The sequence below is a fragment of the Sphingomonas sp. genome, from assembly GCF_036269755.1.
Taxonomy (GTDB): Bacteria; Pseudomonadota; Alphaproteobacteria; order Sphingomonadales; family Sphingomonadaceae; genus Sphingomonas.
Map to the genome: position 1 here is coordinate 71,006 of NZ_DATBDV010000014.1, position 21,222 is coordinate 92,227.

The 21,222-nt window shown below is 65.0% G+C and carries 23 protein-coding genes and 1 tRNA gene; 14 read left to right on the forward strand and 10 right to left on the reverse strand.

Annotated elements, in window-relative coordinates; all coding sequences use genetic code 11:
• Positions 1-981: an NAD-dependent epimerase/dehydratase family protein gene (locus tag VH326_RS09765; protein WP_329631623.1), complete on the forward strand. Its 981-nt coding sequence runs from the start codon at positions 1-3 to the stop codon at positions 979-981.
• Positions 982-1,023: 42 nt separating this feature from the next.
• Here VH326_RS09765 and VH326_RS09770 read toward each other — a convergent pair whose 3' ends face one another.
• Complete coding sequence (locus VH326_RS09770) at positions 1,024-1,338, reverse strand: TIGR02300 family protein (RefSeq protein WP_329631624.1); 315 nt, start codon at positions 1,336-1,338, stop codon at positions 1,024-1,026.
• Between the two features lie 100 nt (positions 1,339-1,438).
• Here VH326_RS09770 and aroA point away from each other — a divergent pair, with 100 nt between their 5' ends.
• The 8 genes from aroA (at position 1,439) to VH326_RS09810 (ending at position 9,136) form a co-directional block, all read left to right on the forward strand.
• Entirely contained in the window at positions 1,439-2,770 is a 1,332-nt protein-coding gene (gene aroA / locus VH326_RS09775; RefSeq protein WP_329631625.1) for a 3-phosphoshikimate 1-carboxyvinyltransferase, read from the forward strand.
• Entirely contained in the window at positions 2,767-3,750 is a 984-nt protein-coding gene (locus VH326_RS09780; RefSeq protein ID WP_329631626.1) for a proline iminopeptidase-family hydrolase, read from the forward strand. The genes aroA and VH326_RS09780 overlap by 4 nt, the downstream gene beginning before the upstream one ends.
• 24 nt (positions 3,751-3,774) lie before the next feature.
• The gene (cmk, locus tag VH326_RS09785) at positions 3,775-4,407 is read left to right on the forward strand and encodes a (d)CMP kinase (RefSeq protein WP_329631627.1); all 633 of its coding nucleotides are present in this window, start codon (positions 3,775-3,777) and stop codon (positions 4,405-4,407) included.
• A 259-nt stretch (positions 4,408-4,666) separates the two neighbouring features.
• Positions 4,667-6,394 carry a 30S ribosomal protein S1 gene (gene rpsA, locus VH326_RS09790; RefSeq protein WP_329631628.1) on the forward strand — a complete coding sequence of 576 codons (1,728 nt, stop codon included), beginning with the start codon at positions 4,667-4,669 and terminating at the stop codon, positions 6,392-6,394.
• Between the two features lie 201 nt (positions 6,395-6,595).
• A complete protein-coding gene (gene ihfB / locus VH326_RS09795) occupies positions 6,596-6,874 on the forward strand; it encodes an integration host factor subunit beta (RefSeq protein WP_329631629.1) in 279 nt (92 codons plus the stop codon).
• Between the two features lie 247 nt (positions 6,875-7,121).
• Positions 7,122-7,207, forward strand: a tRNA-Leu gene (locus VH326_RS09800).
• A 36-nt stretch (positions 7,208-7,243) separates the two neighbouring features.
• On the forward strand, positions 7,244-8,704 hold the full coding sequence (locus VH326_RS09805; protein ID WP_329631630.1) for an ABC transporter substrate-binding protein: 1,461 nt from the start codon (positions 7,244-7,246) through the stop codon (positions 8,702-8,704).
• Between the two features lie 6 nt (positions 8,705-8,710).
• Complete coding sequence (locus VH326_RS09810; RefSeq protein ID WP_329631631.1) at positions 8,711-9,136, forward strand: DUF4112 domain-containing protein; 426 nt, start codon at positions 8,711-8,713, stop codon at positions 9,134-9,136.
• Here VH326_RS09810 and VH326_RS09815 read toward each other — a convergent pair.
• The 5 genes from VH326_RS09815 to VH326_RS09835 form a co-directional block, all read right to left on the reverse strand.
• A complete protein-coding gene (locus VH326_RS09815; RefSeq protein ID WP_329631632.1) occupies positions 9,133-9,855 on the reverse strand; it encodes a ribonuclease T2 family protein in 723 nt (240 codons plus the stop codon). The genes VH326_RS09810 and VH326_RS09815 overlap by 4 nt on opposite strands.
• A complete protein-coding gene (locus tag VH326_RS09820) occupies positions 9,852-10,259 on the reverse strand; it encodes a hypothetical protein (RefSeq protein WP_329631633.1) in 408 nt (135 codons plus the stop codon). The genes VH326_RS09815 and VH326_RS09820 overlap by 4 nt, the downstream gene beginning before the upstream one ends.
• A 57-nt stretch (positions 10,260-10,316) precedes the next feature.
• Positions 10,317-10,748: a hypothetical protein gene (locus tag VH326_RS09825; RefSeq protein WP_329631634.1), complete on the reverse strand. Its 432-nt coding sequence runs from the start codon at positions 10,746-10,748 to the stop codon at positions 10,317-10,319.
• Positions 10,745-11,593 (reverse strand): carboxylating nicotinate-nucleotide diphosphorylase, encoded by an 849-nt coding sequence (gene nadC / locus VH326_RS09830; RefSeq protein ID WP_329631635.1) that lies wholly within the window; start codon positions 11,591-11,593, stop codon positions 10,745-10,747. Before nadC ends, VH326_RS09825 begins: the two co-directional genes overlap by 4 nt.
• A 92-nt stretch (positions 11,594-11,685) precedes the next feature.
• On the reverse strand, positions 11,686-12,285 hold the full coding sequence (locus tag VH326_RS09835) for a 2OG-Fe(II) oxygenase (RefSeq protein ID WP_329631636.1): 600 nt from the start codon (positions 12,283-12,285) through the stop codon (positions 11,686-11,688).
• A 111-nt stretch (positions 12,286-12,396) separates the two neighbouring features.
• Between VH326_RS09835 and VH326_RS09840 the strand changes: the two genes are divergently transcribed.
• Positions 12,397-12,912, forward strand: coding sequence for a DUF1697 domain-containing protein (locus VH326_RS09840; RefSeq protein WP_329631637.1), 516 nt, complete (start codon positions 12,397-12,399; stop codon positions 12,910-12,912).
• Between the two features lie 30 nt (positions 12,913-12,942).
• Positions 12,943-14,721 carry a DUF885 domain-containing protein gene (locus VH326_RS09845; RefSeq protein ID WP_329631638.1) on the forward strand — a complete coding sequence of 593 codons (1,779 nt, stop codon included), beginning with the start codon at positions 12,943-12,945 and terminating at the stop codon, positions 14,719-14,721.
• Positions 14,722-14,733: 12 nt separating this feature from the next.
• Here the strand turns inward: VH326_RS09845 and VH326_RS09850 are convergent, their stop codons facing one another.
• The gene (locus VH326_RS09850) at positions 14,734-15,573 is read right to left on the reverse strand and encodes a hypothetical protein (RefSeq protein ID WP_329631639.1); all 840 of its coding nucleotides are present in this window, start codon (positions 15,571-15,573) and stop codon (positions 14,734-14,736) included.
• A 213-nt stretch (positions 15,574-15,786) separates the two neighbouring features.
• Between VH326_RS09850 and VH326_RS09855 the strand changes: the two genes are divergently transcribed.
• A complete protein-coding gene (locus tag VH326_RS09855; protein WP_329631640.1) occupies positions 15,787-16,536 on the forward strand; it encodes a polyphosphate kinase 2 in 750 nt (249 codons plus the stop codon).
• Between the two features lie 357 nt (positions 16,537-16,893).
• On the opposite strand, the gene VH326_RS09860 is transcribed toward VH326_RS09855, so the two are convergent.
• Positions 16,894-17,289, reverse strand: coding sequence for a hypothetical protein (locus VH326_RS09860; protein ID WP_329631641.1), 396 nt, complete (start codon positions 17,287-17,289; stop codon positions 16,894-16,896).
• A 2-nt stretch (positions 17,290-17,291) separates the two neighbouring features.
• Positions 17,292-18,161, reverse strand: coding sequence for a helix-turn-helix domain-containing protein (locus VH326_RS09865; protein WP_329631642.1), 870 nt, complete (start codon positions 18,159-18,161; stop codon positions 17,292-17,294).
• 111 nt (positions 18,162-18,272) lie between these two features.
• On the opposite strand from VH326_RS09865, the gene VH326_RS09870 reads away from it, so the two are divergent.
• Positions 18,273-19,415, forward strand: a complete 1,143-nt coding sequence (locus VH326_RS09870) for an ImmA/IrrE family metallo-endopeptidase (protein ID WP_329631643.1) — start codon at positions 18,273-18,275, stop codon at positions 19,413-19,415.
• 12 nt (positions 19,416-19,427) lie between these two features.
• A complete protein-coding gene (locus VH326_RS09875) occupies positions 19,428-19,907 on the forward strand; it encodes a hypothetical protein (protein ID WP_329631644.1) in 480 nt (159 codons plus the stop codon).
• A gap of 309 nt (positions 19,908-20,216) precedes the next feature.
• On the opposite strand, the gene nadA is transcribed toward VH326_RS09875, so the two are convergent.
• On the reverse strand, positions 20,217-21,215 hold the full coding sequence (gene nadA, locus VH326_RS09880) for a quinolinate synthase NadA (RefSeq protein ID WP_329631645.1): 999 nt from the start codon (positions 21,213-21,215) through the stop codon (positions 20,217-20,219).
• Positions 21,216-21,222 lie beyond the last annotated feature (7 nt).

Consider the following 21,222-nt stretch of genomic DNA (forward strand, 5'->3'; position numbering starts at 1 on the left):
ATGGCACGCGCACTCGTGACCGGTGCCGCCGGGTTCATCGGTTTCCATCTCGTCCGCGCGCTCGCCGCGCGCGGCCATTCGGTCGTGGCGGTCGACAATCTGGTGCGGGGCGAGCGCGACGATGCGTTCATCGATCTGATGAAACAGCCAGGCGTGACGTGGATCGAAGCCGATCTGAGCCGGGAATCGGAGGTAGCGAGCCTGCCGACCGATGTCGAAACCGTCTATCATCTGGCGGCGCTCAACGGGACGCAGAATTTCTACGAGCGGCCGATGGACGTGATCCGCAGCTGCACGCTTCCCACTTTCTTCCTCGCCGAGGCGTTCCGCGACGCGCCGCTCAAGCGCTTCGTCTATGCCGGCACCAGCGAATCCTATGCCTCGACCGTGACTCGCTTCGGCTGGCCGGTGCCGACGGCGGAGGACGTGCCGCTCAGCATCGACGGCGTCGACAATCCGCGCTGGTCGTACGCCGCGTCGAAGATGCACGGCGAGGTCGTGACGATCCAGGCAGGGCGAAGCTATGGCTTTCCCTGGTCGGTGATCCGCTATCACAACGCTTACGGCCCGCGCATGGGCGACCGGCATGTCGTTCCCGACTTCATGATGCGGATGCGCGAGCAGCGCTACGAGCTGTTCGGCCACGCCGACACGCGGTCGTTTCTCTATATCGACGATGCCGTGCGCGCGACGATCGCGGTCGGCGAGTCGGAAGACTGCGCCGGCGAGATCGTCAATGTCGGCGGCACCGACGAAGTGACGATGCACGATCTGGCCAGGCACATGATGGCGACGCGCCAGATCGATGCGCCGATCGTCCTGCACCCGTCGCCAGCGGGAAGCGTGCCGCGCCGCGCGCCCGACATTTCCAAGCTGCAACGCCTGACCGGCTTTGCGCCGCGTGTCGGGCTCGATCGCGGGTTAGCCGCGACCGCCGACTATTATCTCGACGGTCAGCTGGCCGGCGTGCTCGACGCCTGAGCGACCGGCGCATCGGTCCGGCGCGTGGCCGGACCGGCGCCATCAATGATCGTCGTCCTTGCCGCCGGTCTCGACGCCAAGATCGTCGTCGCCGCCCAGATCGACTTCGTCGTCCGCGGACGGCTCTTCGTCCTCGGCGATATCGATGTCCTCACCCTCGAGGTCCGCATCGTCCTTCTCGGGCTTTTCGGCCTTGACCACCTCGAACGGCAGCGGCTGCTTCGACTTCAGGATCGGTTCGGGATTGAACGCGGTGTTGCAATTGATGCAGACGACCGGATCTTCCTTGCCCAGATCATAGAAACGCGTGGCGCATTTCGGGCACGTGCGCTTCGTGCCCCATTCCGGCTTAACCATGCCGCCTGATACCTTTCGATTTATGCGAATTTCGGATCGTAGACCCTAAAGTGGCGGGCGCCTTGCCATAGCGCAAGGGCACTGTCAAAGCCCGGCGACGATGCCGCATCCCCCGCCCCGGCCGATCGAGATTGCCGCGCGCGGGAGCCTGCGCGGGCGGGTCGCGGTGCCCGGCGACAAGTCGATCAGCCACCGCGCGCTGATGCTCGCCGGACTTGCCGTCGGCGAAAGCCGGATCGAAGGGTTGCTCGAGGGCGAGGATGTGCTCGCGACGGCGGCGGCGATGCGCGCGATGGGCGCGACGGTCGAAGGGGCCGACGACGGCACCTGGCGCGTGTGGGGTGTCGGGATCGGCGGGCTGCTGCAGCCGGCGCAAGCGCTCGACATGGGCAATTCGGGAACGTCGACGCGGCTGCTCGCGGGGCTGGTAGCGAGCCATCCGATCACCGCGACCTTCACCGGCGACGCCTCGCTGTCAAAACGCCCGATGGCGCGCGTGATCGAGCCGCTGTCGCTGATGGGGGCGGACATCACCGCGAGCCCCGGCGGACGCTTGCCGATGATGGTGCGCGGGCTGTGCCCGGCAGTGCCGATCGAATACACGCTCCCGGTCGCGTCCGCACAGGTCAAGTCGGCGATTTTGCTCGCCGGGCTCAACACGCCGGGTGTGACGCGCGTAATCGAGCCGGTCACGACGCGCGACCATTCGGAACGGATGCTCGCCGGGTTCGGCGCTGCGGTGACGGTCGAGGCAAGCAATCGCGGCCGGATCGTTTCGATAACCGGCGAGGCCGAACTCAAGCCGCAGCACATCGTCGTGCCCGGCGACCCCAGCTCCGCGGCGTTCTGGGCGGTGGCCGGCTCGATCGTGCCCGGCAGCGAAGTGACCATCGCCAATGTCGGGCTCAACCCGACCCGCGCCGGACTGTTCGAAGCGCTGCGCATGATGGGCGCCGATATCGCCGAGGTCGATCCGCGCAGCGTCGGCGGCGAGCCCGTGGCCGATCTGGTCGTGCGCCACGCGCCGCTCCGCGCGATCGAGGCGCCGCCCGACCTCGCGCCGAGCATGATCGACGAATATCCGGTGCTGTTCGTCGCCGCTGCGTTCGCCACCGGCCGGACGGTCGCGCGGGGTGCGCACGAGCTTCGCGTCAAGGAATCGGATCGCATCGCGGCGATGGCGGCGGCGCTTGGCGCTTGCGGGGTCGCGGTGGAGGAATTCGAGGATGGGTTGGCGATCACCGGCACGGGGGGCGAGCCGATCCCGGGTGGCGCGACGATCGCCAGCCTGCTCGATCACCGCATCGCGATGGCAATGGCCGTGGCCGGTCTCCATGCCCGCGCGCCAATTACGATCGACGACGCTACCCCGGTGGCGACAAGCTATCCGGGCTTCTTCGCTACGCTTGATGGCCTGACGGAATGCGCATGATCGACCGTCGCGCCTTCCTTGCCGCCAGCGCCGGGCTCGCCGCGACCCTCGCCCTCCCCCGCCCGCTCTTCGCGCGCCAGGCCGACGGCTATCCGCCGCCCGATCTCGAAAAGATGGTCCCGGTCGAGGGTGGCCGTGTCTATGTCCGCGTCAACGGCAACCTGCGCGGACGCAAGCCGCCGATCGTCATGCTCCACGGCGGCCCGGGCGGGACGCACGCGCATTTCCTGACTGCGCTCGCGCTCGCCGACGAACGCGCGGTGATCCTTTACGACCAGCTCGACAGCGGCCAGTCGGATCGGCCCAACGATCCGAAAAACTGGCGCGTGTCGCGCTTCGTCGATGAGGCCGACCTGGTGCGCCAGGCGCTGGGCGTCGAGCGCTGGCACTTGCTCGGGCATAGCTGGGGCGGCACGCTCGCGTTGGAATACGGCGCCCGGCGCCCCAAGGCGCTGCTCGGCCTTGCGCTCGTCAGCCCGTTGGTCTCGACCAGGAGCTGGATCGCCGACGCCAATCTGCTTCGCACATCGCTACCTGCCGGCATTCAGGCCGAGATAGCGCGTTGCGATGCCGGCCCAAGCCCGATCTGCGACGACGGCACCAACGCCTTCTACCGCGCCTTCAATGGCCGAGAGCCCGCGACGATCGCCGCGACGATCTATGCACGCTCGCATCCCGGCGGGTTCAACCCCAAGCTCTACAATGCGATGTGGGGCGCGAGCGAGTTCGTCTCAACCGGCTCCTTGCGCGACTACGACGGCGAACCGCTGCTTGCCAGGCTCGACGGCCGCCGCACGATCTTCGTCGGCGGCCAGTATGACGAAGCCCGCCCCGCGACGCTCGCCGGGTTTGCCGCGCGCGTGCCCGGTGCCGAATTCGCCACGATCCCCGGCGCCGCGCACGGCCTGTTCGCCGACCGGCCCCGCGAAACCGTTGCGACGATCCGCGCATGGCTGGCGCGGCAGGATGCGCTTGATTAGGTTCGGGCGAATGAAGGGATTCGCATGATCATCGCCGTCGACGGCCCAGCCGCCAGCGGCAAGGGCACCATCGCGCGGGCGCTCGCCAAGCATTACAAGCTGCCGCACCTCGATACCGGGCTGCTGTATCGCGCGGTCGCGGAGAATGTGCGCCGCATGGACCTCAACCCGGAGATCGAGGCGGATGCGGTCGCCGCGAGCAATTTCAACGATTCGCTGCTCGACGACCCGCTGCTGCGCAGCGACGAAGCGGGTCAGCGCGCGTCGATCGTCTCGGCGCACCCGCTGGTCCGTGCCGCTCTGCTCCAGCGCCAGCGCAAGTTCGCGCAACAACCGGGCGGCGCGGTGCTCGACGGGCGCGATATCGGCACGGTGATCGCCCCCGACGCCGACGCCAAATTGTTCGTCAAGGCGACCCCGCAAATCCGCGCGCGGCGCCGCCACGCCGAGCTGAAGGAACGCGGCTCGACGATCAGCCTCGACAAGGTACTCGCGGACATCCGCGCGCGCGACCTGCGCGACACCGGCCGCGACGCCGCGCCGCTGGTGATGGCGTCCGACGCCGGGATCCTCGATACCAGCTTCCTGTCGATCGAAGCCGCGGTCAATCGCGCGATCGAACTGGTCGAGCGCCAGCGCGCGCTGAAGGCACAATAGGCCGCCTCACCGCCTGACCGCGCGGCTTGCGGGTCCGTCCCGCTTGCGCTAAGGCGCGCGCGTCCGGCGAGCTTGGTTCTCGCGGAGGCTGGCGCGCGGGGTTTCCTTCGCGCCCTTTTCGCATTTCGGCGCGTCTAGTCCGCTTCCGCCCCTTCGTTCGCCCGGATGCTGCGTTTCGCATGAGGCGGGCGCGGCGTTTTGGCCAAGACCACCGGAGACAACCGGTTGGCCGGAAAACGTTGATTAGGACCTACATCTTATGGCTTCTGCCGCAACCCCGACGCGCGACGACTTCGCGAAACTTCTCGAACAGACGCTGGGTGACGCCGACGGCTTCGAAGGCCGCGTGGTGCATGGCACCGTCACCGGCATCGAAAACGACATGGCCGTGATCGACGTTGGCCTCAAGTCCGAAGGCCGCGTGCCGCTGCGCGAGTTCGCCGCTCCGGGTCAGAAAGCCGACCTCAAGGTCGGTGACGAAGTCGAAGTGTTCGTCGACCGCGTCGAGAATGCGATGGGCGAAGCGATGCTGTCGCGCGACCGCGCGCGCCGCGAAGCCGCATGGGACAAGCTCGAAGCGGAATTCACCCAGTCGGCTCGCGTCGAGGGCGTCATCTTCGGCCGCGTCAAGGGCGGCTTCACCGTCGATCTCGACGGCGCCGTGGCGTTCCTGCCGGGCAGCCAGGTCGACATCCGCCCGGTCCGCGACGTCCAGCCGCTGATGGACATCCCGCAGCCGTTCCAGATCCTCAAGATGGACCGCAAGCGCGGCAACATCGTCGTGTCGCGCCGCGCCATCCTCGAGGAAACGCGCGCCGAGCAGCGCTCGGGGCTGATCATGAGCCTCGCCGAGGGCCAGATCATCGACGGTGTGGTCAAGAACATCACCGATTACGGTGCGTTCGTCGATCTCGGCGGCATCGACGGCCTGCTCCACGTCACCGACTTGAGCTACAAGCGCGTCGGCCATCCGTCGGAAGTCCTGAATATCGGCGACACCGTCAAGGTTCAGATCATCCGCATCAACAAGGACACGCAGCGCATCTCGCTCGGCATGAAGCAGCTCGAGAGCGATCCGTGGGACGGCGCCACGCAAAAGTATCATGTCGGCGCGAAGCTGACCGGCCGCGTGACCAACATCACCGAATACGGCGCGTTCGTCGAGCTCGATCCGGGCATCGAGGGCCTCGTCCACGTCTCCGAAATGTCGTGGACCAAGAAGAACGTCCACCCCGGCAAGATCGTCTCGACCAGCCAGGAAGTCGACGTCGTCGTGCTCGAGGTCGATCAGGAAAAGCGTCGCATTTCGCTCGGCCTCAAGCAAGCGCAGGCCAATCCGTGGGAAGCGTTCGCCGCCGCCCATCCGGTCGGCTCGACCGTCGAAGGCGAAGTCAAGAACGCGACCGAATTCGGCCTGTTCATCGGCCTCGACAACGACGTCGACGGCATGGTCCACATGTCCGACATCGCCTGGGGCATCGCCGGCGAGGACGCACTCAGCCTGCACCGCAAGGGTGAGATGGTGAAGGCGATCGTGCTCGACATCGACGCCGACAAGGAGCGCATTTCGCTCGGCATGAAGCAGCTCGAGCGCGGTGGCCCGTCGGGCGCGGCGGGCGCCGGTGCGGCGGCCGCGGCGTCGGGCGACAAGCTCAACAAGAACGCGATCGTCACCGTCACCGTGCTCGAAGTCCGCGATGCCGGGCTCGAGGTTCAGGTCGGCGACGACGGTGCGACCGGCTTCATCAAGCGCACCGATCTCGGCCGCGACCGCGACGAGCAGCGTCCGGAGCGGTTCCAGGTCGGGCAGAAGTTCGACGCGATGGTGACCGGGTTCGACCGTTCGAAGAAGCCGACCTTCTCGATCAAGGCGATGCAGATCGCCGAGGAGAAGCAGGCAGTCGCGCAATACGGTTCGTCCGATTCGGGTGCGTCGCTCGGTGACATCCTTGGCGAAGCGCTCAAGGCGCGCGACACCAAGAAGTAAGCCCAAAATGGGCAGCGCCGCCCCCGGCGTTGCCCGTTTCGCCGCTTCACGTGTCGATTCGATCCTATTGAGTCGGCCTGTTTAGGGCGTATGCTGATCCGACAGGGGGGAGCTTGCCGGCGCCGGTGCCGCGGCGGTGAGACGATTGGCGGTATGCGGGATATTCGTCCCGCTCCGCCGGCGTGGGGAGTGCAAGTCCAGATGATCCGTTCCGAGCTTATCCAGAAACTGTCCGAGGCCAATCCGGATCTCGCCGCGCGCGACATCGAGGCGATCGTGACAACGTTCTTCGATGAGATCGCGCGGCGGCTCGCCGCCGACGGACGAGTCGAACTGCGCGGCTTCGGCGCCTTTTCCACGCGCGCGCGCGATGCCCGCACGGGGCGCAACCCACGCACCGGCGAAGTGGTCGCGGTCGACGCCAAGCGCGTGCCGTATTTCAAGCCCGGCAAGGAAATGCGCGTTCGGTTGAACGTGTGAGCGAAGGCGGCTTGAACCAAGCAAACTGGTTCAAGACTCGCCGCACGCCGGCCGGCCTTGGCACCGCCAAGGTCCGACGACGTGGCTTTGCCACGTCGGCCCTAGCGAGGTTACCATTGATCCATAAAACGCTGGCGCAGATAGCCGTCATGCGAGTAAATCGCATGACGTCGGTCCTCGCTTCGCGAGGCCGGCCGGGTCGACGAAGTGACGGACAGGCTTCGCTTGTCCTGCTCTTCGTCAGCGCGCGGACGTGGCGAAATTGGTAGACGCACGGGACTTAAAATCCCTCGCCCTTTGGGTGTGCGGGTTCGAGTCCCGCCGTCCGCACCATGGCGCCGACGCGCCGAAACTGGCACAAGGCCGGGCATGATCTCGCGCTGGTTGCTCCCGACGCTCATCCTCGGCCTCGCCGCCTGTACGCAACGGCCCGACAAGGGCCCGGTGGTGGTGTCGGCGATCGGCGCGCGCGCCGCATTTGGCGACGTCAACAAGCGCTCGCCCGACCTCACGCAACGGCTGTTGCTCGATTCGACCGCGCAAGGGCTGGTGCGGTTCGACGCGGCGGGACAGATCGAACCGGGGCTCGCCGAGCGCTGGATCGTGATCGATTCGGGCCGCACCTACATCTTTCGCCTGCGCGAGGCCGAATGGAGCGATGGCGAAAAGGTCACCGCCGCCGACGTCGCGACGATCCTGAAGCGCGCCATCGCGCCCGGGTCGCGTAACCCGCTCAAGCCGTTCTTGAGCGCCATCGACGATGTCGCGGTGATGACCGACGCGGTGATCGAGGTGCGGCTGAGCCGGCCGCGCCCCGATCTGCTCAAGCTGTTCGCGCAACCCGAGCTCGCGGTGCTGCGAATGAACCCGATCGGCGGCAGCGGTCCGTTCCGGATCGCCGCCAACGACCGCGGCGCGCTGCTGCTGCGCCCGGCGATCGACCCGGCCCGCTCGCCCGACGATGAGGCCGCGCAGCCGTCGCCCGAGCAGGATGTCGAGCTGATCGGCGAAAGTGCGTCGCGCGCAGTGGTGCGGTTTGCGACCAAGCTGTCGGACTATGTCGCGGGCGGCGCCGTCGCCGATTTCCCGCTGGTCGCGCACAGCGGCGTCGCCCCGACCAATATCAAGCTCGATCCGGCGGTTGGGCTGTTCGGACTGGCCGTCGTCCGGCGGGAGGGATTGCTCGCGAGTGCGGCCGGCCGCGCGGCAATCGCCGAAGCAATCGACCGGTCGGCGCTGATCGCCGCGTTGACCTCCGATTGGGGCGCGCCGGTCGAGCGACTGTTGCCCGACAAGCTCGACTCCGCAGCCCCGCCCGCTATCCCGACCTGGACGACGCTCTCGCCCGACGCTCGCCTTGCCGCCGCGCGTGCCCAGGTCGCCAAGTATCGCGCGACCAACCCCGGCCCGATTGTGGTGCGGATCGCGCTTCCGGCCGGGCCCGGGGGTACGATCCTCTATGGCCAGATCGCTGCACGGTTGATTCTGATCGGGGTGCAGTCGGTGCGAGTCGCTCCGGGCGCCGAGGCCGACCTGCGGCTGGTCGATGCCGTCGCGCCATATGACAGCGCGCGCTGGTATCTCGCGACCGCGTGCGTCGTGTGCAGCCCCGAAGCTCAGGCCGCGCTGACCGCAGCGCGCGACGCCCCCGACATGGCAAGCCGCGGCCAGCATATCGCAGAAGCCGATGGCTTGCTCGCGTCGGATGTGGCGTTCATTCCGCTCGCGACGCCGTTGCGCTGGTCGCTCGTCGCGCTGCGGCTCAAGCAGTGGCAGGGGAACCCCCGCGCGTGGCACCCGTTGAATCGATTACGCAACGACCCCACTTGAAAGCGTATGATGGCCAACACCACGCGCATGCCGACGTCCGGTCTGAGTTCGATCGTTCCCACCGGGCGCGACGCCGCCTCGGTACGCCGGCGGATCGAAGGGCTCGAGCATTTGCTCGAGGGACTATTCACGATCCCGGGTACCAACCGCCGGATCGGGCTCGACGTGATCCTCGACGTACTCCCGGTCGGCGGCGACGTGATCGGCGCGGCGATGGGTGCCTATATGGCGTGGGAAGCGCGCAACCTCGGCATGTCGAAGGTCCAGATGGCGCGGATGTTCGGCAATGTCGGGGTCGACTTCCTGCTCGGCCTGATCCCGTTCGTCGGTGCCGTGCCCGATTTCTTCTTCCGGTCGAACACGCGCAACCTGCGGATCATCAAGAAGCACCTCGACAAGCATCACCCGTCGACCGCCGTGATCGAGGGCTAGCGCGGCCTTCGGCCGCCACGCCAGATCTTGAGCGATGCGTTGGCGGCGAGCCCTCCCGTACCGGCCCGGCAGCGCGTGTAAGCGAGCCGCGTGTCGAGACACAGCCACAATTCGTCGAGCCAGCCGCGCGATGCCGTAACGCGTACCGCGTTCGCCGGAATGCGCGGATTGGCCGCCGCGAACGCCGCGACGAACTGCCCAACGGTCAGCGGCCCGCGCGATAGCGCGTTCATGTCGGGATAGCGCAGCCGGGCATAGAGCCGGCTCGACTTGCCGAAATAGGCGACCGGGGTGAGGCCGGTGCAGGTACCGTGCTTGGCCCATTCGTGCTGGACCAGCTGCGCCGACGGCGTCTTGCACAGCATGTTTTTGACGGTCGCCGGAGGCAGGATCGGCGTCGCCGCGCAATATTGCGGCCAGTCCTTGCCCACGCCGTCCGGCCACAGCCCGTGAAGCGTGAAAGCGAACCGGTTGCCGCTGCCGCACTCGAACCGCGCCGCCGGGGTGAACCCGCCGTTGCGACAATATTGCGGCGCCCAGGTGATCGCGAGCGTATAGCCGCCGATCGGCAGCACACGCTGCGGCTGGTCCGGCGTCGGCAGGTCGGCGTTGGGAACGGGCACCACCGCGGGCGCGGCGCAGACCAACGCCTGCGCGCTTGCGACGCTGGGTGCCGCGAGCGCCACCGCCGCGACGCACAACCGAACCGCGCGAGTCATGCCGTTTCGCCGAACCACGCCCGCGCATCGGGGCGGAACAACAGCCACACGGCAACGGCGTTGAGGACGATCGCCACGATCGACAACAGGCTCGGCAAGTCGTTGGGGATGTGCCCGGTGCCCAGGCTCAGCAGCACGCCGAGCAGTGACAGAGCGAACCATCCGACCACGATCCATTTGGCGGCGAGGTTCGGCACGCGCGCGGTGAAATACCACAGCGCCAGCGACAGCGCGTACACGAAGACGTAGAAGATCGGCAGGAACGAAGCGCCGAACACCGCCTCAATTTGCTTGACCTCGGTCGAGCTAGCATTGGCGTTCCACGTGATCGCGGTCACGGCAGCGCCGAGCAGCAGCGACCCGAGATAGCAATATTCGAACTGTCGGATCGATCGCGGTCGCATTGTGTCGCCCCTCTGTCGCACACTGTGTGCGAGGCGATGACCGGTCTTGTAAAGCCGTTACGTGAACAGGTCGGCGATCTCCGCTGCGTCCTTCTTGTTGCGCAGCCAGCGTCTGGCGGCACGGCCAAACAACAAGACCACCATCACGAGATAAAGCAGCAAGGGGAAAAGGACGATCAACCCGAACGCGTTGAGGCGGATCGATCCTTGCGCAAATTGGAGGATGCCGGCGGTGGCGAGCAACGCGATCCAGACGACGAAGAACCAAACCGCGGCAGGGGATCGCCCTCGTGTCGCCCACCAAGATAGTGCGGTCGGCGCAACGATGCCAAAGCCGATCAACATCATCCCCGTTCCCGGCGCGGTAATGGCGTCGACTTGCGCAATCCGTGCCGAGCCATCGCCCCAAACCGCTCCGCATACGCGCACAATGAGAGCGACCAATCCTAACCATTCACACCATATGATCGCTCGCGGACGGCGCGTCATGCGGCGCCCATCGCGAAATCCAGCCCGATATCGGCGGCCGGGGCCGACTGCGTCAAACGCCCGACGCTGATGTACGTGACGCCGGTTTCCGCGATCGCGCGGATCGTGTCGAGCGTGACTCCGCCCGATGCTTCGGTTGGTACGCGCCCGCCGACCAGCGTCACCGCGCCGCGCAGCGTCGGCGGGTCCATATTGTCGAGCAGCAAGTGCGTCGCGCCCGCCGCGAGCGCCGGCTCGATCTGGTCGACTCGGTCGACCTCGACGATGATCTGCTCGATCCCCGCCTGCTTCGCCCGCCGCACCGCCTCGCCGACCGATCCGGCGACCGCGACGTGATTGTCCTTGATCATCGCGGCATCCCACAGCCCCATGCGGTGGTTGGTCGCGCCGCCCATCCGAGTCGCGTATTTCTCGAGCACGCGAAGGCCGGGAATCGTCTTGCGCGTGTCGAGCAAGATCGCGCGGGTGCCCGCGATGCGGTCGACATACGCGCGAGTCATCGTCGCGATTCCCGAAAGGTGCTGGACGGTGTTGAGCGCCGAGCGTTCGGCGGTGAGCAGGCCGCGCGCCGTCCCGCTGAGGCGCATCAAGTCGGTGCCGGGCGAGACGCGCGCGCCGTCGCCCACCAGCCGCTCGATCCGCACCGCCGGATCGAGCGCGCGAAAGAACGCTTCGGCAATCGCCAGCCCGGCCACGACGATCGCATCGCGGCTGTCCATCATGCCGTCGAACCGCGCCTCGGCCGGAATGACCGCGTCCGAGGTGATGTCGCCCCCCTCGCCCAGGTCCTCGGCCAAGGTGGAGCGAACGAACGCGTCGAGGTCGAATCCGGGAATGTCGTCCATCGCAAGGGTGGTAGCGCGAGGGCTCGACTCGCGCGACCGTATTCGTCCGGAAGCGTCGAGGCTTGGATGGCGGCGATCACCGCCGCATTGCGTCACGAGTAGATGTCGTCGCCATAGGCTGGATGCTGCTCGTCGGCGCTGGTGAAATAGATTAGCGGCACCGACAAGCGCGGCGCCGACGATCGCAACGGCGTCACGCAGTGATCGACCGCTCCGTCGAAGCATACGAATGTTCCTGCCTTGGGAGCGATTGCAATTTCCCGACCGTCGCCGTCGCGAAATTTCAGGTCACCACCGCCTGCTTCGTCGGCCGAGCTGACGAACAGCAGCCCGTTCACCATGTTCGAATGGGCGTGCCAATCGATCCGCGCGCCCGCGCCGCACAGAATATGGAGCGAAATCGCGGACCGGAGCCGCTTCTCAACGAATATCGGACGGTCGAAGCTGCTCGCCGAAAATGCGAGCATCCGGCCGAGATATAACGGTAGCAGCCAGCTGCATCGGTCGCGCAACAGGTCGCCGGAAACGACGGCGAAGGACCAGGATTCACCGTCGACCTGTGGCGAGAATTCGCTGGGGTAGATGATCTGCCGTTCGGGCGCGTCGACCAGCGCGATCAGGTCTTCATCCCAGCCCGAGGGCAGAAGGCCCAGCGCCAACAGGTCGAGCGTGAAGAAGGGCGGCCAAGCCATACGCCGCCACGCATAGTGCAGTCGCCCGCACCATGTCGCCTGCTTTCGGCAACGCGCACTGCGCGGGACGATACGCTTGACGTCGCCGCAGTGCCGCGCGACCGTTGCGCGATGACCGCCTACATCGCTTTGCTCCGCGCCGTGAACGTCGGCGGCACCGGCAAGCTGCCGATGACCGAGCTCGCCGCGATGTGCGAGCATCTCGGGTTCGAGCGTGTGAAGACGTACATCGCGAGCGGCAACGTCATCTTCACGAGCGGCAAAAGCGAAGCCGTGGTCAAGGCGGCGCTGGAAAAGGCGCTGGCGGACTACGCGGGCAAAGACGTTCCGGTGATGGTCCGGACGGCGACGGAAATGGCGGCGATCCGCGACGCCAATCCGTTCGCGAACGCGCCGGGCAACCGCGTTGTCGCGATCCTGCTCGACGACGCGCCGCCCAAGGGCGCACTCGAGGACGCGCGGCACGTCGACGGCGAGCAAATGGCGCTCGGCAAGCGCGAAATCTACGTCCGCTACACCGACCATGGGATGGGCCAGTCGAAGCTCGTCATCCCCGCCGCCAAGGCCGGCACCGCGCGCAACATGAATACCGTCGCCAAGCTGGCGGAGATGGCCGCCGCGCTCTAGACCCGCCCCGACACAGAGGGGACCGATCGGATGCGCCGTACCGCCATATTGCTGCTCGCAGCCACCGCCATGCTCGGCGCGGCTGCAGTCCCAATCATCGGCGCCGCCGCGCCGGCGCGTCCGGCAAGCGCCGACGCGCAGTTCGTGGCGCTGTCGAAGCGCTATATCGACAGCATCGCGCGGTTCCAGCCGGCCTACGGCACGCAACTCGGCGACCACCGCTTCGACGACCGCCTGCCCGACATCACCGCCGCCGGGCGCGGGCGCCAGATCGTGTTCGACCAGAGCCTGCTGAGCAATCTGCGCCAGATCGACTTCAAGGCGCTCAGCCGCGACAACCAGGTCGACTGTCTGCTGCTCAAGAACGCGCTCGATTTCGACCTGTGGGATCTGCAGGTGCTCAAGAGCTGGTCGTGGAACGCGCAGAATTACAACGACGCGGCGGCAGGCGCGCTCTACACGCTCGCCGCGCGCGATTTCGCGCCCTGGCCCCGGCGGTTCAAGGCGGCGACCGCGCGGATGGAGGCGCTCCCGGCGTTCCTGCTCGAAAGCCGGCGCCAGCTCGTCGCGGCCAAGGTGCCGGCGATCTACGCCACCACCGTCTCGAAACAAAATAGCGGCATCGTCGAAATCGCCGAGGGCATGCTCGCGCCGCACGCGAGCGAGTTGTCGGGCGCCGACCGCGCGCGGTTCGATGGCGCGCTCGCTAGGCTCAAGGCCGCGGTGGCCGACCAGCAAATCTGGCTCGACAAGACGCTGGTGCCCGCCGCCAAAGGCGACTTCCGGCTCGGCGCCAGGCTCTACGACCAGAAGATGAAGTTCGCTTTGGTGTCGGACATTACGCGCGCCGAACTGAAGGCGAAAGCGACCGCCGCTGCGGCGGCCACGCGCGCGCAGATGTACGACCTCGCGCGCCAGGCGCTGAACGATCCCTCGCTTCCTGGCGCCCCCACGCAAGCGCAGCAACAGAAGGCGATCGAGGCGGCGCTCGACCTCACCTACGCCAAGCGCCCGCCGCGCGACGGCGTCGAAGCAGCCGCCAAGGCGGCTCTCGCCAGCGCCAGCGACTTTGCCCGGGCCAAGGGCCTCGTCACGATGCCGACCGCGCCGGTCAAGATCATCACCATGCCCAAGTTCCAGCAAGGCAACGCCGTCGCCTATTGCGACTCCCCCGGGCCGCTCGACAAGGGTCAGGACACGTTCTTCGCGATCTCGCCGATCCCCGACGATTGGAGCGACGCGCAGGCGACCTCGTTCCTGCGCGAATATAACGATTACATGATCCACGACCTCAGCATCCACGAGGCGATGCCGGGACATTGGCTGCAGATCGATCACGCCAACCAGGACAAATCGGTGCTTCGCGCTGTGCTCTCGTCGGGGCCGTTCGTCGAGGGCTGGGCGGTCTATGGCGAAGGGATGATGGCGGACCAAGGCTATCTCAACGGCGATCCTTTGTTCAAGCTGACCGTGCTCAAGATGCGGCTGCGCTCGATCACCAACACCCTGCTCGACATCGGCATCCAGACCGAAGGCATGACTCGCGACCAGGCGATGGATTTGATGATGAAGGGCGCCTTCCAGCAGGAGCGCGAGGCGGCGGGCAAATGGGTGCGCGCGAGCCTGTCATCGACGCAATTGCTCAGCTATTTCTCGGGCTACGAGGAGCATATGGCGATGCGCGAGGAGGCCAGGCGCCGCTGGGGCGCCAGGTTCGACCTCAAGACCTATAACGACGCCGTCCTCGCCCACGGATCGCCGCCCGCACGGTTCGTCCGCGAACTGGTGTTCGGACTTCCGATCGAGTGACGCAGCAGGCGGTCAGTCAAGGCCGAGCGACAGCGTCAAATCAGCCGTGATCGCGGGCGTGATCGTCAGGCCTTTCTCGCTGCGATAGGCCAGGATCGCCGCGCGCGTGTTGGTGCCGACCACGCCGTCGGGGGTCCCGCAAGGAAAGCCCGCTTCGTTCAGCGCCTCCTGCACGCGCCATTCGATCGAATGCTGGACCGGCGGCGCGCCGACGACGAACGGCCAGATCCTAGTGAACCAGGCCTTGCGCTGGTCCAGCCCGACCACGCCGCCGTTGATCAGCTTGGTCACCAATTCGATGTCGTTGTGATCGGCCGCCGCGTTGCAATTCTTGTCGGTCCACTCGGCGAGCGCGGGCTTGAGCGCATGCTCGCCCGCCACCACCAGATCGGGGGTGCCCTCGAAATCGACGCCGCATCGTTTCCCGTAGGTGCGGTACGATTCGCGGCCGGTGGTCTGGATGATGCCGCGCCCGCGATACGTCCACCCGTCCTTAGTCGCTTCGCCGCCATTGCCCATGCGGCCGCCATAGACCTTGCTGAACAGGGCGACGCCCTTGTCGATCTTGCACTGCTCGGCCATCGCGACGCAGGCCGCGCGATCGGCAAAATACTTATGCCAATTGCCGCCGTCCCACATGTTGCCGAGCGCCTTGGCGCTGTACATTCCGCTTTCGACCAGGATGCTGAACGCGCCGGTCTCGTGCATCGCCTGTGCCATGAAGTGCGTCAGGCGCAGCGGTGTGACGATCCCCGCCGCGGCGAACAGATGCCCGGGGTCGTGCAATGCCGCGACATAAGCGGGCTGCGCGTTTGGCGCGAATTTGTTGGCGATGTCCGAAGCCGAGACCATGACTACTCTCCCCCGAGTCGACCGCGACCGCGATCAGGCCCAACTCTGCTTAGACATTTCCAACAACACAATCTTTATTACGATACGGTGGTCGCGCTCTAGATCACGTAATACATTGCCTTTTGTCGACAGATAATTGGCCGTGCCGTCGAACGCCGCTTGCGACATTCGGGCGTATCGCTGACAATCGCTTCGCCCAAGGAGATGACGGGGATGGCCAAAAGCGACGGCGGCGACGAACTCCAGCTCGGGCTGGTCGAGATGCAGCTCGCGCACGCGCGGACCGGCGAGCGCGCGATCATCATCCTCGAAGGGCGCGACGCCGCGGGCAAGGACGGCACGATCAAGGCGCTGACCGAGCATCTCTCGGTCCGCTCGACCCGCGTCGTCGCTTTGCCCAAGCCCAACGACCGCGAGCAGGGGCAATGGTACCTGCAACGCTACATCGCGCACTTGCCCGCGGCGGGCGAGCTCGTGATCTTCAACCGCAGCTGGTACAACCGCGCCGGGGTGGAGGTGGTCAACGGCTTCTCCACGCGCGAGGAGCAGGCGCAGTTCCTCAAGGACGTGCCGCGGTTCGAAGCGATGCTGGTCGAAAGCGGGATCAAGCTGGTCAAATTGTGGCTCGACATCGACAAGGCCGAACAGAAGAAACGCCTCGACGATCGCGCGACCAATCCGCTCAAAGCGCTCAAACGCTCGCCGCTAGACGCCGTCGCGCAGGACAAATGGGACGATTACACCAAAGCGCGCGACGCGATGCTGACTGCGACGTCGAGCGCGGTCGCGCCGTGGATCTGCGTGAAAGCGGACCACAAGAAGAAGGCGCACAAGGCGGTGCTGCGGCATGTGCTACGCGTACTGGCGCCGGACGAGGTGGCGAAGATGGTGCCTGAGTCCGATGCGGAAGTGCTGTTCGTGTTCGAGGCAAACGCGTTGAAGGATGGGCGGTTGGAGAAGTAGGAGGGATCGGAGTGTTTTCTGCTCTCGTATTGTTATTAGCAGCTGGCAACTCGCCCGCTTTGCCCCCACGCACCAAGGATCAATGCGGGTGGGTGTACGGTCGGTACGCTGTGTTCAATGGGTCGAGCCTTCGACGCATTGGAGTGACGGGAACCTCGCGCATCATCGCCATGCGCGACGAGGACGACAGCGTCCCAATCGCAATTCGTCGTTGGGAAAAAGCCGGCCCCCACGTAACCTACGAAGATGCGTTGTTCGGAGAATTCAAAGTTTGTGCGGTTGAACGGCGAATTCCAGGTCACGTGCAACATGTCCGGATACTCGCGACACGCAACTTGAGGTATTTCGGGTAGTGGGTCAGTTTGAATTTTTGTTGGGCCACCACAAGCGCGACCCGGCGCGGGTTGAAATGCCGTGCTCTGTTTCATAGGTGAGTAGCGCCTCGCCCGCTAAGTTATTGATCCGGGTCTCAAGTCGGCGAACTTGCGACACCTCTGCCATCAAATCGCGATATATGGACAAGGCGATCACAACCACCGTCGCTACTAGGAAGCCTAACAAGATAAGCCCGGCGACAGGACAGGCTTCAAGCTGCGGAACTATGAGAGCTAGCGAGGCAACTCCGATCGCCGACGCCTGAATAGCAGCAGACGTACGAGCTACAATATGACTCTTAAGTCCACTATATTCCGCGAGCAGGACCTGCACCTTTGCGGTTGCAGGAAAGGGCTCATGGCGTACATCTTCATCCATAATTACGACTTCTTATAAGAACCTCGCTTCTTCGGCGCGGCTTCGGCATCTTCCACTAGTTTCGCGATATCCGCAATCTCCCAGAGTCGATCGGTAACGCCAGCGGCCATCGCCGGGGTAACGCGCAGCGTCTTATGGATGTGGACAAAGTTGTAATACATCATGTGGAGTGCGACCGCGTGAGCGTGGTTTTCGACCTTCTTTGAAAAGCCGTTGGTCAGGCGGGTGAAGCGGCGCATGTGCATCCGCATCGTGAGATTGCTGCGCTCTACGTAGGACGTAGAAACATGGTCCATATCCGGACGACCACGAACCCGACGACGCTGCGATCCGATGCACTCTGGCGGGCTGTAGCGCCCCGGTGCGCCGGGGGTGTTGCCGTACACTTTCACGAGCTGCGCGAAGTCGATATCGTCGCCGAACGCATCTTCTACAGCGCCGATATACGCATTGAGGCCGTCGCTGGTCAGCTGGAAGCGGTTGACGACGCGATCCGCCAAATCCTGAATGAACGCGACCGCATATTCCGCGTCGCGACCGCCAACGAGATAGGACAGGATCATCTTGCTGTCGGCGTCGAGCGCGGTCCACGTCCATGTGTCGCCAGCTTCTTCCGGCGCGGCCTTGGCGGTCGCGACGTTCTTCTGCTTGGCGTACGTGAACGACCAGATTTCATCGACCTGTACGCGCTTCGCTTCCACGTTGCGCACGTTCGCGTCGTGATAGGCCGCACACGCCTTGCCAGCGTCGATTAGCAGCTTCGCCACGGTATTCTTGCTAGCGCCGGTCAGCCGCGTGATCGCGCGGATGCTCATGCCCTCGCAAAGCATGTGGAGGATTTTGGCGCGGTCGTCGTTTGAGAGCCTGTTCATGCATTTTGTATCTGACCCTTTCGACACTTAGTCAAGCATAAAGGTCAGTTTGCTAATTTGCGCCGGTTGCATGTTGCCAATAGAGGCGGAGCACGATAAAGGGGGACACCAATGACGATCGACACCACAGAATGCCGGACGCCAGGCCAGCTGATTGAAGCCCTGTTAGCGGAGCGGGGCTGGACCAAGCGGACTCTGGCTATCGTATTGGCCGTCGATGAAACGACTGTGGCGAAGTGGACCAGCGACCGCCAGCCAGTGAACGCGAATATAGCCGTTCTGCTGGAGGAGGCGTTTGACGTCCCAGCTGAGCGGTTCCTCGAATTGCAGCGCTCTTACGACTTGGTGAAAGCGCGTCACGTGGCGCGCCCCGATCCGGGTCGGAAGAACAGGGCTCATTTGTTCGGCGGCCTTCCGATCGCCGAAATGATCAAGCGTTGTTGGATTGATGCAGAGGACGCGCGAGACGTTTCTGCGGTGGAGCGTAGCCTCGCAAAGTTTTTCGGCGTTCCAACCGTAGATGAAATTCCGATTTTGCCCCACGCGGCAAAAAAAAGGGACGTTGGCCCGGAAGTCACGCCCCCTCAACTGGCTTGGCTGTACCGCGTCAGTTCGATTGCCAGTGGCATGTTGGTCGCTCCTTATAGCGCTCAGGCGGTCAAGGCCGCTGTGTCCAAACTCGCGTTACTCCGACAGAGCCCGGAGGAATTGCGGAAAGTCCCACGAATTTTGGCTGAGGCGGGTATCCGCTTTGTCATTGTTCAAACGCTTGAGTCGGCGAAGATTGACGGGGTGTGTTTCTGGCTGGACGATCGCTCCCCCGTGATTGGAATGTCTCTCCGCTACGATCGGATCGACAATTTCTGGTTCGTTCTTCGGCACGAATTGCAGCATGTGATCGAACGGCACGGCCTCACCTTGGCTGTTATTGACGCTGAGCTGGAGGGAGCGAAGGCCGGCACGGGCGCAGATATCCCCGAAGAGGAGCGGATCGCTAATGAGGCCGCGGCTGAGTTTTGCGTGCCCGACGCGCAGATGAATGCATTCATCGTTCGCAAAGCCCCCTTCTATTCGGAACGCGATTTGCTGGGGTTCGCACGGACAATCGGGGTGCATCCCGGCCTTGTCGCGGGGCAGCTTCAGCGCCGTACCGAGCGTTACGACCGCTTCCGAAATCATCTCGTAAAAATCCGCAACTTCGTTTCGCCGGGCGCAATGGTGGACGGATGGGGCGATGTTGCCCCGATCGACTAACAGGAGGAATAGGTGAGTAAGAGGAAGGATATGCAGCGCGCAATTCGCGCATGGAAGGAGGAAACCGGCGAGACCGAAATCGACATGCATAAGGTCGCGCAATGGTGGCAGAGCAAGGGCTGGCCCATGCCAGAACCGAAGTCTCCGCTTGAAATGCTATCTAAACAGCTGGCGCAGGCTGCCAGCGAGCAAGTCGAAACCGATCCGAAAACCGGCAATCCGTTCCGCCGCTATCACGCTGTCCCACAACGCAGCGGTCAATCGACGTTCTACTTCTACGTCGATATCAAAGAAGCCCCACGGTCGATCATGCATAAATCGCTCACGCTTCGCCGCGAGGGAATGATCGGCGATGGCATGATGCTGACCTATGATTCCATGTACTGGAACAGCCTTCACCCGGACGAAACGCCGATCCAGATGGAGATGGACCTATCACTGGACATTCAGTGGCGGCTTAACTCGGCGGACGACAAGCCCGACGCGGCCTAGCTTTTTTTCCAACGCGCCTCTGCGGCCAGCCGCGCGATATCAACGCGGCGGTCAGGTGTCAGTGACTTCGCACGCGCGGCCCCGCCCTTTAGACCACCAGCTGTTGCCCGTCGCGTGAGTGGCGTTTCAGCGCCATCGTTGACTTCACCCGTCGCAATGTCGGTTATCAGCTTCGCCAGCTGGTTAGGATCGCGGGGGCGCTTGGGTGTCTTTGCCATGCCTGATATATGGCAGGGCTAGGATCGGGGTTCTAGCCCGGTGATTTCAAACTGACCCACTACCGTATTTCGGGCGACCCTATTCGTCGCGCTAGTCGCCCGTCACCCTGACCGGCCCCAGATCGCCCATCCCGACCGTCCCGCTGGCCATAGCGAGCATCGCGTCGAGGCTCTTCTTGGCCTTGAGCCGCAGCTCTTCCTCCAGCTCGATCCGCGGCTCCAGATCGCGCAGCGCGACGTAGAGTTTCTCCATCGTGTTGAGCGCCATGTACGGGCAGATGTTGCAGTTGCAATTGCCGTCCGCGCCCGGCGCGCCGATGAAATTCTTGCCGGGCAGCGCCTTTTCCATCTGGTGGATGATGTGCGGCTCGGTCGCGACGATCAGCGTGTCGCCAGCAAAGCTCATGGCGAATTCGAGGATGCCGCTGGTCGAGCCGACATAATCGGCATGATCGAGGATGACGGCTGGGCATTCGGGGTGCGCGGCGACCGGCGCGCCGGGATGCTGCGCCTTGAGCTTCAACAGCTCGGTCTCGCTGAACGCCTCATGCACGATGCACACGCCCGGCCACACGATCAGGTCGCGCCCGGTCTTGCGCGCGAGATAGCCGCCGAGGTTGCGGTCGGGTCCGAAGATGATTGGCTGGTCCTTGGGGATCTGGCTGAGGATCTTTTCGGCCGAAGAGCTGGTGACGATCACGTCGCTCAATGCCTTCACCGCCGCCGAGCAGTTGATGTACGTGAGCGCGATCGCATCGGGATGCTGTGCGCGGAACGCCGCGAATTGCTCGGGCGGGCAGGAATCCTCAAGACTACACCCGGCGTTCATGTCGGGCAGAACGACGACCTTTTGCGGGCTCAGGATCTTCGCGGTCTCCGCCATGAAGCGCACGCCGCAAAACGCGATCACGTCGGCGTCGGTCGCCTGCGCCTTGCGGCTCAGGTCGAGGCTGTCGCCGACGAAATCGGCCAGATCCTGGATCTCCGGCTTCTGGTAATAATGCGCGAGGATGACGGCGTTGCGCTCCTTGCGCAGCCGGTCGATCTCGGCGCGCAGGTCGAGGCCCGTGAGGGTGGTCCGCTGGTCCATGCGGGTC

Excerpts from the sequence above, each read along its gene's own strand:
- VH326_RS09815 (WP_329631632.1), bottom strand. The coding sequence starts at position 9,855 with ATGACTCGCGCGGTTCGGTTGTGCGTCGCGGCGGTGGCGCTCGCGGCA.
- aroA (WP_329631625.1), top strand. The coding sequence starts at position 1,439 with ATGCCGCATCCCCCGCCCCGGCCGATCGAGATTGCCGCGCGCGGGAGC.
- VH326_RS09805 (WP_329631630.1), top strand. The coding sequence starts at position 7,244 with ATGATCTCGCGCTGGTTGCTCCCGACGCTCATCCTCGGCCTCGCCGCC.
- VH326_RS09840 (WP_329631637.1), top strand. The coding sequence starts at position 12,397 with ATGACCGCCTACATCGCTTTGCTCCGCGCCGTGAACGTCGGCGGCACC.
- VH326_RS09820 (WP_329631633.1), bottom strand. The coding sequence starts at position 10,259 with ATGCGACCGCGATCGATCCGACAGTTCGAATATTGCTATCTCGGGTCG.
- VH326_RS09765 (WP_329631623.1), top strand. The coding sequence starts at position 1 with ATGGCACGCGCACTCGTGACCGGTGCCGCCGGGTTCATCGGTTTCCAT.
- nadA (WP_329631645.1), bottom strand. The coding sequence starts at position 21,215 with ATGGACCAGCGGACCACCCTCACGGGCCTCGACCTGCGCGCCGAGATC.
- VH326_RS09865 (WP_329631642.1), bottom strand. The coding sequence starts at position 18,161 with ATGAACAGGCTCTCAAACGACGACCGCGCCAAAATCCTCCACATGCTT.
- VH326_RS09780 (WP_329631626.1), top strand. The coding sequence starts at position 2,767 with ATGATCGACCGTCGCGCCTTCCTTGCCGCCAGCGCCGGGCTCGCCGCG.
- nadC (WP_329631635.1), bottom strand. The coding sequence starts at position 11,593 with ATGGACGACATTCCCGGATTCGACCTCGACGCGTTCGTTCGCTCCACC.
- VH326_RS09860 (WP_329631641.1), bottom strand. The coding sequence starts at position 17,289 with ATGGATGAAGATGTACGCCATGAGCCCTTTCCTGCAACCGCAAAGGTG.
- VH326_RS09855 (WP_329631640.1), top strand. The coding sequence starts at position 15,787 with ATGGCCAAAAGCGACGGCGGCGACGAACTCCAGCTCGGGCTGGTCGAG.
- cmk (WP_329631627.1), top strand. The coding sequence starts at position 3,775 with ATGATCATCGCCGTCGACGGCCCAGCCGCCAGCGGCAAGGGCACCATC.
- VH326_RS09835 (WP_329631636.1), bottom strand. The coding sequence starts at position 12,285 with ATGGCTTGGCCGCCCTTCTTCACGCTCGACCTGTTGGCGCTGGGCCTT.
- VH326_RS09850 (WP_329631639.1), bottom strand. The coding sequence starts at position 15,573 with ATGGTCTCGGCTTCGGACATCGCCAACAAATTCGCGCCAAACGCGCAG.
- rpsA (WP_329631628.1), top strand. The coding sequence starts at position 4,667 with ATGGCTTCTGCCGCAACCCCGACGCGCGACGACTTCGCGAAACTTCTC.
- ihfB (WP_329631629.1), top strand. The coding sequence starts at position 6,596 with ATGATCCGTTCCGAGCTTATCCAGAAACTGTCCGAGGCCAATCCGGAT.
- VH326_RS09810 (WP_329631631.1), top strand. The coding sequence starts at position 8,711 with ATGATGGCCAACACCACGCGCATGCCGACGTCCGGTCTGAGTTCGATC.
- VH326_RS09845 (WP_329631638.1), top strand. The coding sequence starts at position 12,943 with ATGCGCCGTACCGCCATATTGCTGCTCGCAGCCACCGCCATGCTCGGC.
- VH326_RS09870 (WP_329631643.1), top strand. The coding sequence starts at position 18,273 with ATGACGATCGACACCACAGAATGCCGGACGCCAGGCCAGCTGATTGAA.
- VH326_RS09825 (WP_329631634.1), bottom strand. The coding sequence starts at position 10,748 with ATGACGCGCCGTCCGCGAGCGATCATATGGTGTGAATGGTTAGGATTG.
- VH326_RS09770 (WP_329631624.1), bottom strand. The coding sequence starts at position 1,338 with ATGGTTAAGCCGGAATGGGGCACGAAGCGCACGTGCCCGAAATGCGCC.